Annotated in this window: 12 protein-coding genes and 1 pseudogene; 6 read left to right on the plus strand and 7 right to left on the minus strand. The window is 55.2% G+C overall.

Going from position 1 to position 10,745, the window contains the following annotated elements; genetic code table 11:
- From AC04MI_RS20115 to AC04MI_RS20135, 5 genes and pseudogenes are all read right to left on the minus strand, one after another.
- Positions 1-1,198 (minus strand): type IV pilus secretin family protein (locus tag AC04MI_RS20115; RefSeq protein ID WP_476498522.1); only part of this gene is annotated, 1,198 nt, incomplete at its 3' end.
- Positions 1,195-1,737, minus strand: coding sequence for a pilus assembly protein PilP (locus tag AC04MI_RS20120; protein ID WP_436079229.1), 543 nt, complete (start codon positions 1,735-1,737; stop codon positions 1,195-1,197). The genes AC04MI_RS20120 and AC04MI_RS20115, both read right to left, overlap by 4 nt.
- Complete coding sequence (locus AC04MI_RS20125; RefSeq protein WP_436079228.1) at positions 1,737-2,399, minus strand: type IV pilus inner membrane component PilO; 663 nt, start codon at positions 2,397-2,399, stop codon at positions 1,737-1,739. Before AC04MI_RS20125 ends, AC04MI_RS20120 begins: the two co-directional genes overlap by 1 nt.
- A gap of 1 nt (position 2,400) precedes the next feature.
- Positions 2,401-3,024: a PilN domain-containing protein gene (locus tag AC04MI_RS20130; RefSeq protein WP_436079227.1), complete on the minus strand. Its 624-nt coding sequence runs from the start codon at positions 3,022-3,024 to the stop codon at positions 2,401-2,403.
- Positions 3,021-4,099: pseudogene (locus tag AC04MI_RS20135) on the minus strand (pilus assembly protein PilM). The gene AC04MI_RS20130 and the pseudogene AC04MI_RS20135 overlap by 4 nt, the downstream one beginning before the upstream one ends.
- Before the next feature lie 267 nt (positions 4,100-4,366).
- Here AC04MI_RS20135 and AC04MI_RS20140 point away from each other — a divergent pair.
- Positions 4,367-6,760, plus strand: a complete 2,394-nt coding sequence (locus tag AC04MI_RS20140) for a penicillin-binding protein 1A (RefSeq protein ID WP_476498523.1) — start codon at positions 4,367-4,369, stop codon at positions 6,758-6,760.
- 51 nt (positions 6,761-6,811) lie between these two features.
- Here AC04MI_RS20140 and cyaY read toward each other — a convergent pair whose 3' ends face one another.
- Positions 6,812-7,141, minus strand: a complete 330-nt coding sequence (gene cyaY, locus AC04MI_RS20145; RefSeq protein WP_056060182.1) for an iron donor protein CyaY — start codon at positions 7,139-7,141, stop codon at positions 6,812-6,814.
- Positions 7,141-7,398 carry a hypothetical protein gene (locus AC04MI_RS20150; RefSeq protein ID WP_436079225.1) on the minus strand — a complete coding sequence of 86 codons (258 nt, stop codon included), beginning with the start codon at positions 7,396-7,398 and terminating at the stop codon, positions 7,141-7,143. The genes cyaY and AC04MI_RS20150 overlap by 1 nt, the downstream gene beginning before the upstream one ends.
- A gap of 126 nt (positions 7,399-7,524) precedes the next feature.
- Here AC04MI_RS20150 and AC04MI_RS20155 point away from each other — a divergent pair, with 126 nt between their 5' ends.
- From AC04MI_RS20155 to AC04MI_RS20175, 5 genes are all read left to right on the plus strand, one after another.
- Positions 7,525-7,911 carry a hypothetical protein gene (locus AC04MI_RS20155; RefSeq protein WP_436079224.1) on the plus strand — a complete coding sequence of 129 codons (387 nt, stop codon included), beginning with the start codon at positions 7,525-7,527 and terminating at the stop codon, positions 7,909-7,911.
- Positions 7,908-8,123 (plus strand): hypothetical protein, encoded by a 216-nt coding sequence (locus AC04MI_RS20160; protein WP_436079223.1) that lies wholly within the window; start codon positions 7,908-7,910, stop codon positions 8,121-8,123. The genes AC04MI_RS20155 and AC04MI_RS20160 overlap by 4 nt, the downstream gene beginning before the upstream one ends.
- Positions 8,124-8,565: 442 nt before the next feature.
- Entirely contained in the window at positions 8,566-9,831 is a 1,266-nt protein-coding gene (locus AC04MI_RS20165; protein WP_436079222.1) for a replication initiation factor domain-containing protein, read from the plus strand.
- A gap of 27 nt (positions 9,832-9,858) precedes the next feature.
- Positions 9,859-10,182: a hypothetical protein gene (locus AC04MI_RS20170; protein WP_436079221.1), complete on the plus strand. Its 324-nt coding sequence runs from the start codon at positions 9,859-9,861 to the stop codon at positions 10,180-10,182.
- Entirely contained in the window at positions 10,182-10,391 is a 210-nt protein-coding gene (locus tag AC04MI_RS20175; RefSeq protein WP_476498524.1) for a hypothetical protein, read from the plus strand. Before AC04MI_RS20170 ends, AC04MI_RS20175 begins: the two co-directional genes overlap by 1 nt.
- The last annotated feature ends 354 nt before the right edge of the window (positions 10,392-10,745 follow it).

Raw genomic sequence — 10,745 nt, forward strand, 5'->3', positions numbered from 1 at the left:
TTGTGCTACCCGCTGATCCAGTACTAGTTGTCAATTGGGTGAGAATATCAGAGGCTTTAGCATAATTGAGTTGATACGCCTGCGTTTTAAGAGGCTCCAGCTTTTGGATAGCCTGTGCAGCTTCGAAATCCTTCTTTGTACGAGCATCTATTTCGTCTTTCGGGGCTATCCATAAGACGGATCCAGTCTTGCGCATACCGAGACCCTTGGCATCCATAATGATTTGGAGCGCCTGATCCCAAGGTACATCCTTAAGGCGCAGTGTCAATGCACCAGTGACAGTATCAGATGTTACTATATTGAAATTCGTAAAGTCGGCGATAACCTGCAGCAAAGATCTTACTTCGATATTCTGAAAGTTTAACGACAGCTTCTCCCCAGAGTATCCCGGCCCCTGCGTTAGCTTACTGAGGTCGATTTTTTTCTGTCGAATTTCGACAACAAACTGATTATCACTCTGGTATGCACTGTGCTCCCATTCACCACTCGACTCGACAAGCATCCGGACACGTTCACCAGCCTGAGTCGCAGTTACAGTTTGAACGGGCGTACCAAAATCTGTGACATCCAGTTTTCGACGCAACCCTTCAGGTAGTGAGGACCGCATGAATTCAATCACAATGCCTTTGGCCTGCTGCTGCAAATCAACGCCTACCTGATTGCTAGAAAGATTTACAATCACCCTACCGGCGCCATCTGATCCACGCCGGAAATCTATATCTTTCAAGGGCAATACGTCATTGTTACGACTCTCTGAAAAGGCCGTTACCTGAGCAGGCGCACCACCAACCGCAGGCGACGAATCCAGAAAAAGAAACAATGATGCGCCCTGGATGTCCGTTCGATATGAAGTAGGAGTCTTTAAATTCAGAACAATGCGTGAGCGCTCACCCGCCTGCACAATATTCACGGATTTCAAGTTGCCAAAATTAATATCGTAACCCGATTTACCAGTGCTGTTTGCAATCCCCTGAAAATCTAATGCGATGCGTGCGGGCGACTGCGTTGCGAATCCCGTTGGCGGGGACACGATAGGCTCAGAAAAATCTATTCTCAAAGTTTCAACGCCAGCTTGAACACTGGCGGAGACAGCACTGATAGCCCCCCCGGCAAATGCACTTAGTGAGAGGAAAAGCATTGAAACGCCTACAGCAGCGCCACGGCAATATTTAAGTAATGTGCCACTATTTTGTTTCATTTTTTACCCTCTTGCAGATCAAGCGATGCTGAACGCTCTATCCAATCGCCTGTAGCGTCTTGTGCTATCTCGCGGAGTTGAATTGAATTTTCTGAGATTCCGATAATTTTTCCGTAGCTCTGACCAATGTAGTTCCCGATCCTTACCTGATAAATAAGATTGTCAACTTTTATCAGGGCTGTAGGCGTCCCCGATTTGTTCAAACTACCTACCATTGACATAGTATCCAAAGGAAATGCTTCCAAAGGTTCTTTTCGACGATTCATCTCCGGCGCAACTAAGGTAACGTTGGCAGCTACCTGGTTAGAATCACGTTTGAGTGCCTGCGTTAGCTTGATTTGATTAAARGGCTCCACCGCACCCTCTTGATTGTAAGGCTCAGGGATAAACTTTTTTGGCTCAGTCAAGGGCTGAACGCTGGGTTTCGTGCTTGCCCGTTGATCCGCCATCCAAATCCTCAACTCATCTTCACCCGACGCTCCGCACCCCAAGAGCATTAAAGAGCTTATAGAGACAAATAAACTGGCAAATATTTTCATTACTTGCCTCCTCCGGCTTTTTTCTGAGCCTGAATTTCCTCAGGATCAAGATATCTGAAAGTCCGTGCGGTTGCCTCCATTGTCAAAACATCCCGAGCACCCGGAGTAATCGACATGTTGTTCAAGGTAACAATGCGGGAGAGATGTGCTATATCCGAGGCAAATGCGCCAATATCATGATATTTTCCAGTCACTCGTATGGAGATCGGCAATTCAGCATAATAATCTCTCGCCACCACTTGTCCGGGGCGGAAAAGCTCAAACTGAAGACTGCGCCCCAGTCCCGACTGATTTATATCGGAAAGCAAGGCAGCCATTTCAGCCTTACTAGGAAGTTGCTTTTCTAGCTGGATCACGTATTGCTGTATTTGCTCGCGCTGCTTTTTTAGAGCATCCAAACTAACTGCTTTAACAAGCTTTTTTTGATAGTCAGCCCGCAAAGCGAACTCCGCATCACGCTCCGTGTTCAATTGCACTTCATAATCTTGAAGAAATGCAAACCAAGCAATTCCCGCAACAACGCCAGCAATAAAAATACAAAGGATAGTTTTTGGAAATAATGGCCAAACTGAAGGGTCTTTAGCATCCAGATTCTTGAACTGCCTCCGAATCACCTCCATCTGTTGAGCGATATTTATCGACTTTGCTTTTGTTTTCGCCATATTACTGAACCTTCCCGGGCGAAGAGGCAGCAGCACTAGCGGCCGCTATAAACTTCTGGGCATCACTAGCACGCACCAATTGAAATCTCAGATTGAAAGCCGAAACGCGGCGTTGGTCTCGCGAGCTGAGAGCTACTGAGCTTGCAGTGATCTCTACCAACTCAGGTTTAGCCAACCATGGAGTGTTGCTGGACAAACTACGCAACAATTCAGAAACACGCTCATTAGACTGCGCCATACCCTGCATAGAAATCATCTGCCCGGACTGTTTGATCGCCGTGATGTAAACCCCATCAGGCAATTGCTTGACTAACTCAGTGAGTAAATGAACAGGCAAATTTCGATCGGACTGCAGATCCTCCACAGCCTTCTGCCGAGCACGCAAAGACGCGATTTCATCCTCAATAGACGCAATTTCTTTGATCTGCCCCTCCAACACCTTTATCTCCGCCTGCAGAAAGGCGTTCTTATTTTGCTGATCAGTGATCATGATCTGAAACCACCAATAGACAGCTCCAGCAATAGCGAGACCCAACAAAAACGACGCAAACATCGTCGCTTGGAACGCCTCCTTGCGGCGTTTGCGTGCCTCCTCGCGGTGAGGCAAAAGATTAATAAGAATCACTGCAGAAACCTCCGCATAGCAAGACCGCACGAGGTAAGGTACGACGGTGCTTCGCGCACCATTTTTTCAGTCGCACGGAACTTCCGATTTCCATACCGTCAAATGGATTGACAGCGCTGCACGCAAAACCCGTTTGTTGAGTGACTGCTTCCGTCAGCCCAGGCAACGGGGCAGAACCACCAGCCAACATGATGTGGTCTACACGGTTGTGCGGCGTACTAGTAAAGAAAAATTGCAAGGCCCTTCCGATTTCTTGAGCCATGCTGTCAACAAAGGGACGAAGCACTGCGGATTGATAGTCTTCGGGCAAATCACCGCTACGCTTTTTGCTTTCGGCTTCCTCTACCGAAAAGCCATACTGGCGCACAATCAGTTGGGTCAACTGGGCGCCGCCGAAGGCTTGGTCGCGGTCATACAGAACCTCTTCGTTCCGAATCACCTGCATACTGGTCGTCAAGGCTCCCACCTCGAAAAGCGCCACCATCGCATCGACGCCTTTATTCGGCAGCGCTTCAATGAGACGCCCTGCAGCCAGTCGTGATGCATGGGATTCAATATCGACCACAACAGGCTTCAACCCGGCTGCCTCCGCCAAGCCCTGTCGGTCTTGGACTTTTTCGCGCCGAGACGCAGCAATCAGAACGTCAACGTCCCCCGGCGCGTTTTTACTCGGACCAATAACGCAAAAATCTAAACTAACCTCGTCGAGCGAAAACGGGATGTACTGGTTGGCTTCGGATTCGACCTGAACCTCAAGCTCCTGCTCCGTCATTCCACCCGGCAGCGTAATCTTCTTGGTGATCACAGCAGAGGGGGGCAATGCCAGTGCCACGTTTTTGGTTCGAGTGCCGCTCTTCTTGACCAGTCGGCGCAGTGCGTCGGCCACTTCGTCAAATTTTTCGATGTTGCCATCGGTGATCCAGCCTCGCTCCAGCGGCTCGATCGCGCAACGCTCTAGCACCAGACTACCTGCCTTATCGCGCCCCAACTCCACCAGCTTGACACTGGAGGAGCTGATGTCGATTCCCAGCAGCGGAGCAGACTGGCGATTGAACAAAGACCCCATTGAGATCAAGATTGGTCCCCTGTAACTTGCCAAAATGAGGCAACAAAACTTAACACTTCACATGAATGCTATCAGTAAGATAGTTCTCCGGCAAAGATTTTTCCCCCTGTAACGCCCGAAGAGCGTTGCCAAAAGCAGACGAAATTTCAGAGCACTGCAATACCGCTTGGCCACTACGGGAAGCCTTTCAGCGACACCTTGCCAAGTACGAAACCGGATTTCCGACCCCAGCGGTGGACATTTTTATAATGGGTGGTCTTACCCCATCGGAGCGATATGCCGCCCTCCCCCTCGAAATCCTCCGACAAGTCGGACTCCTCTCCTGCTCGCACCCGTCCCAGTTGGCTTCGCTGGTTGGTTCGCATCGCTCTGTGGATCACTGGACTGGCGGCGGCTGCGGCCGTGGGCCTGTCGCTCACAGTCGCTGTGGCTCTGTCGGTGGCCTACCCCAACCTGCCGGACATCTCTGACTTGGCGGACTACCGCCCCAAATTGCCGCTGCGGGTGTATTCCGCGGAAGGGGCCTTGTTGGGCGAGTTTGGAGAAGAGCGTCGCAACCTCACGCCCATCGACGAGATTCCGCAGGTCATGAAAGACGCAGTGCTGGCGATCGAAGACTCTCGCTTCTTCCAGCACGGTGGTGTGGACTACAAAGGCGTGCTGCGTGCGGGCCTCGCCAATCTGGGCCGTGTGAAAAGCCAGGGCGCCTCGACGATCACCATGCAGGTTGCGCGAAATGTTTATCTGTCCTCAGAAAAAACATTTACTCGCAAAATTTACGAAATCTTACTAACTTTCAAATTGGAGCATTTGCTGACCAAGGATCAGATTCTTGAGATTTACATGAATCAGATTTTCCTTGGCAATCGTGCGTATGGATTTGCGGCAGCCTCCGAGGCGTATTTTGGGAAACCGCTGAAATCCGTTTCCATTGCTGAAGCAGCAATGCTTGCGGGCTTGCCCAAGGCACCATCTGCCTACAACCCCATCAGCAATCCCAAACGTGCCCGCGCTCGACAGCAGTACATCATCGAACGGATGGAAGAGAACGGCTTCATCACTGCGCAACAAGCAGAGCAAGCCAAGAAAGAAGAGTTGAAAATCCGTACGGGGCCCGACAACACGCGCATCCACGCGGAATACGTCGCAGAGATGACCCGCCAGCTAATCTTCGMCCAGTACGGCAATGAGGCCTACACACGCGGCCTCAACGTGTACACCACCCTCAATGCAGCGGAGCAAGAGGCCGCCTATGTGGCCCTGCGGCGCGGGATCATGGACTACGAGCGGCGCCAGCAGTACCGGGGACCAGAGACGTTCGTTGCGTTGCCCACAGCAGCCCAGGAAGTGGAGGACGCCATTGATGACGCCCTTGCCAACCACCCCGACAACGGAGACGTACTCTCCGCTGTGGTGCTGGAAGCATCCACCAAACGCATCCTGGCCGCACGAGCCAATGGGGACTCACTGGAGATCACCGGCGATGGACTCAAACCAGCGCAGTCGGGGCTCAGCGACAAGGCGCCGCCCAATATCAAGATCCGGCGCGGCGCCGTCATCCGAGTAGTCAAGACACCAAAGGGCGCATGGGAGATTACACAGCTGCCCGAAGTGGAAGGGGCTTTTGTAGCCCTTGACCCCCGCAATGGCTCCATCCGGGCATTGGTAGGTGGATTCGACTTTGACAAGAACAAGTTCAACCATGCAGCGCAGGCATGGCGCCAGCCTGGTTCGAGCTTCAAGCCGTTCATCTATTCAGCAGCGCTCGAAAAGGGCTTCACGCCTGCCACCGTGATCAACGATGCTCCGCTGTTCTTTGATGCGGGTATCACCGGCGGTCAGCCTTGGGAACCCAAGAACTACGACGGCAAGTACGACGGCCCCATGAGTATGCGCACGGGCTTGGCGAAGTCCAAAAACATGATCTCCATCCGGATCCTGCAAGCCGTAGGACCCAAAACCGCGCAGGAATGGGTGGGACGATTTGGATTCGACCCAGAAAAGCACCCGGCCTACCTGACCATGGCGCTGGGTGCGGGCTCGGTCACGCCCCTGCAAATGGCATCCGCTTATTCCGTGTTTGCCAACGGGGGCTACCGCGTCAATCCTTGGCTGATTGCCAAGGTGACTGACCACAAGGGGCGAGTGATTTCAGAAATCACGCCACCAGCGCTCAACGAGCAGCCCCGGGCCATCGACGCACGCAATGCCTTTGTGATGAGCAGTCTGTTGCAGGAGGTGACCCGCACCGGCACTGCAGCGCGGGCCCAGGCCACTCTCAAGCGCCCCGATCTTTATGGCAAAACCGGCACCACCAACGATTCGGTGGACGCGTGGTTCGCAGGGTTCCAGCCCACCATTGCGGCTGTCACTTGGATTGGATATGACACGCCACGCAATCTGGGCAGCCGGGAAACCGGTGGCGGGCTCAGCCTGCCCGTGTGGATCAGCTTCATGGAGCGTGCGCTGAAGGGCGTGCCAGTGATGGAGCCTACAGTGCCACCCGGTGTCGTGAATGTGGGCGGTGAGTGGTTCTACGAGGAGTACGCACGCAATGCGGGTGTTTCGAGCGTGGGGGTGGACGACCGGTCCGCGTCTCCCGCAGTAACGCCCCAAGCACCTCCGCCTTCTGAAGAGCGCAGCCGCATCCTGGACTTGTTCCGAAACTGAGCGCCGCATAATCCGCAGCGCCCCTCCTCAACTGGGCGGGCGCGGGGTAAGTTACGGGGCAAACTGCAGCGACATCCCGGACTGTTGCGAGGCATCGCGCGTGAGGCATGCAAAAAATTCTCCGGCGCCCTTGGTGTCCTGCCAATGGCTGCCATCAAAACGATAGTGATAGCCGCCAGAACGGGCGGCCATCCACACCTCGTGCAGCGGTTTTTGCAGGTTGATCACGATCTGGCTGCGGTTGGGAAAGGTCAAGGTCACCATGCCCCCCGAGCGCTGGCTGTCCACATCGGCATCCGAGGTGTCATTGATGCGATCACAACTGCGTTCGACGGCAAGCAGCAGTTGTTCGGCGTGGTCCATGAATTCGAGGTCGGTCATTACAGTATTCGAATGCGTTCAAGTAGGCTGGCCATTGCCGGCTTTTTCTTGGCTTCTTCCGTCGCCTCGATCATTACCAGCTCTTTCTCCAGCTCCATATAGTCAACGCCTTTGACGCTGGCTAGTGCCAGTGCTTGAGGGCGGGTTGGCACTCTAAAGCCTGTTTTCCATTCGCTCACGCGCGACGACGGAACACCTTGCTCGGCCAGGGCTTTGCGATCTTCGGCTGTCAGGTTCTCGATTAATTCAGCATACATAGTGGCAACCCTCCATAGAGAGAATAAATTACCAATTCCGTAATTTGTGTGGTAAATTACGTTTTACGTAATGCGGTTAGTGTTATCCGTTACGCGTAATGCAACTTTATCACCATGGAGCCACCCATGCCAGCCCTGCAGCTCGTTCTCCCTGAATTTGCAGCCCCTGAAGCTGCTAACGATTGCACTCCCCCCGAAGTYGGCAGCAATGGCGACAGTTGTGCAGTGGCTTGCATCGCAAACGGTGGGGAGTGCACCGGGAACGAAAAGCGCAAGGGCCGTCGCCCAGTCCATGCCAGTGCAGCGGCCCGCAAAGCCGCCTACCGCGCTGAAAAGGCCCGCGTCGATTTCACCGACAAGCCCGAAATCATTGCCAAGTTGCGTGAGACAGCCGCCCAGCTCGATTGCAGCGTGAACGAACTGCTCCAGTCCATGGTGCGTTTTGCTGAGTGCAACCGCAATTGGAAACAGGTTGGTCTCTACGGCGCTCGCAATAACGGGGTGCTGCAATGAGTCCCGAAGAAAAGCGCGACCTGCAATACCGGGCAAAGCGGGCCATTGCGGCCCCGGTCCCGAAATCCGTTCTCCAGGGCAGTGCCAGACAGGCTGCCGATTACAAAGCCTGCGCTGCAGCGGTCGGCGCTTTCCTGCGCACCGGCCACCAGGTCGAGCGCGCCCGCCTCCACGTGCTGCGCCTTGAGGGTATGCAGGGGCTGTTGCCATGAGTCGCGCCGTGCATCTGCTGCTCGATCTTTCGCGCCTGCTGCCGCCCTACATCGATGGCCTGCGCGCCCGCCTGTCTTTGGAGACAACCGGGGACCCGCGCAGCGCGACTAGCGCGGCCCCGCAGGGGTGCGTGGGGCAGGGTATGGGCGGCACGCCCATGTCAACCGCTGTGCAGCCCGTACCCGCTGAAAACGCCCTCGCCGCCAGCGCCACCGCGCAAGGGATCGTTACCCGCATGGGCCAAGACCCTACGGGGCTTGGTGGCGCAGCCATAGAGCCCGGTCCCGCAGGGATGCGCCCTGTGTGTCCTTCGTGTGCAGTCGGCTCTATGGGCGCGGCGCCCGCCGGGCAAGCATGCGCCGCACGTGCGGGCGCCGGGGCGGGGCAGGCGCCGACCATCCCCGATGGTAATCACGGGGATAACCAAGGAGGGACCACCGAATGACCCGCCCAGCAAACTCAAAGCTGAACAAGCTCAACAAGGCTTGTTCCCTCGTCCTTGAGGGCAATCAGGTCAAGGTCCGATTGATCGCTGAGCGCATCGAAACCCGCGTTCTGGTGCACATCGATTGGCTGCGCTTCACCTGCCAAGTGCGCAACGCTCCTATGCCCCCCGCTGATGTGCTGTTTCCCCCTCCAGTGCAAAGCACGTTGGAACGGCCACTGTCTGAGCATGAAGAGCAGTACGGCACCTATGAAGCCCAGCGTTTTGCGCGCTTCATGCACAAGCTGCAGCAAGTGCCAGATGAAGACTTTGCGCCCAGCGCTCAGGCCGCAGAGCTTGCCCTCCGCGTGGTCGATGCCCTTGGCGATGGTTTCAATGTTGCCTCCGAAGTGCGCAAGGGGCACGACTTCTACAAAAGCCGTTGGAGCATTGAGCGCAACGGCGAAGAGGTCGGTTGGGTTGGCTTTGGTGCCAGTGGCGACGGTCCCCGCCAGCAAGCGCAAAAGCGCACTCTGCACGTGAACCTCTACGGCACAGCCTGCACGTTTGCAAAGCCCTCCTGGCGCTTTGACATGGCCGATTTGGTCGATGAAGTAAACGGCGTCATCACCCGCTGTGACCTCGCGCTTGATTTCTTTGATGGCATCACGGGCGGCATGCAACGCATTCAGGCCGACTATGAAAACGGCCTCATGGACTCAGGCGGCAAGCGCCTCAAGTGCAACATGGTCGGCGACTGGATGAACGGCAAGGGCCGTAGCTTCTACATCGGCTCCAAAGAAGTTGGCAAGCAAACCAACATCTACGAAAAAGGCCATCAGCTCTTCGGCGACAAGGATGCATCCGGTTGGATGCGTGCAGAGCTTCGCTTGGGCAACAAGGCTCGCGTGCTCGATGTGGGCATGCTGCGCCGCCCTGCCGACTTCTTCGCAGAGGCCAGCCCATGGCATGCCGCGCTGCTGCGTGAGGCAGACGAACAGATCGAACTGAATCCCGCCAGCTTGGCCTGCAACGGTCGCTTGGCCGCTGAAACCATCGAAGCCGAAGTCACCCGCAACAAGCGCTGGGTGCGTGATGTGGCTGGCCCTAGCTTGGCCCTCATGTTCGCTCTCATGGATTACGACGAGTTCGAAGCCATCGTTCAAGGCGCAAGCCTTCCCGGTCGCCTTCGCCGCTTTTCACGCGACGAAATAGCCCGCGTTTATCAACGCGCAACCAAACGAGTTTTCAAGGGCGCAGACGCTGGCCACGTCATCGCATAACCCTCAACAAGGCCCAAGGAAATCACCATGCAATTCAAATCCGAAGTCATCGTCCACGGCGTCAAGGAAAGCGCRGGCTCCATCGATGGCCGCGCATTCAGCAGCACCGTGTTTCACTGCGAAGTCGACCTCGCCGAAAACAGTGCTGGCCGCTCCATCGGTCGCGCCACTCGCCCCTTCAAGCTCGGCGACGCCAAAGAGTTTGACAAGTGGGCACACCTCGGCGCAGCACTGCCTATCAAGGCCATTGCCACCTTTGAAATGGCTGCTGCAGCGCAGGACGGAACCAAGATGGTCTTGGTCGATATCCGCCCCGTTGAACAGGCCAAGCCAGCTCCCAAGGTGCAGTGATGTTCTACGTGATCCAGTCGGCAACCACGGGCGCATTCCTCGCCCCCTCATATGWGGACGGCCAGCCCGAATGGGTCATGTTGCTGCGCGAAGCCGTAGCGGTCGAAGACCTCGAAACCGTCGCCCAGCTTATCGAAGACCACGCAGAGCCATTTCACCGTGCGCAGGTTGTGGACCTTCGCGAATTGCACCGCTCTGTGCCTCTCTGATGGCGCTAGGCGGCAACCCTATCAATCGCAACAAATGGAATTTCGTTCCCGGGACGTAGCTAGTTGAGATTTCAGCCTGTAGCCGGTCAACGCTGTGAAGCGCCATCGGCTATGGGGTGCAATCCCGCACCTTTCAAACAGGAGATCAACATGATCAATCAAACCCGCTCTGTCGCTCAAAAGTACGGTTCCAAGCTGGYCGCAATTCCTGCGTGTTGATTTCCACGCAAACCTAACCCACCATTTCCATCTCGATCTGACCCACCCTGGTTCGTGAACTTCACGCTCACGTTGTGGATAAGTTCTTGGTCGCCTTCTCCTTCTTGGTGGTCTGTGGTGGTTGCTGTGCGGAGC

This window comes from Acidovorax sp. LjRoot204 (assembly GCF_056175785.1).

Coding starts and splice junctions, on each gene's coding strand:
- AC04MI_RS20125 (WP_436079228.1), bottom strand. CDS start 2,399: ATGGCGAAAACAAAAGCAAAGTCGATAAATATCGCTCAACAGATGGAG.
- cyaY (WP_056060182.1), bottom strand. CDS start 7,141: ATGACCGACCTCGAATTCATGGACCACGCCGAACAACTGCTGCTTGCC.
- AC04MI_RS20150 (WP_436079225.1), bottom strand. CDS start 7,398: ATGTATGCTGAATTAATCGAGAACCTGACAGCCGAAGATCGCAAAGCC.
- AC04MI_RS20160 (WP_436079223.1), top strand. CDS start 7,908: ATGAGTCCCGAAGAAAAGCGCGACCTGCAATACCGGGCAAAGCGGGCC.
- AC04MI_RS20165 (WP_436079222.1), top strand. CDS start 8,566: ATGACCCGCCCAGCAAACTCAAAGCTGAACAAGCTCAACAAGGCTTGT.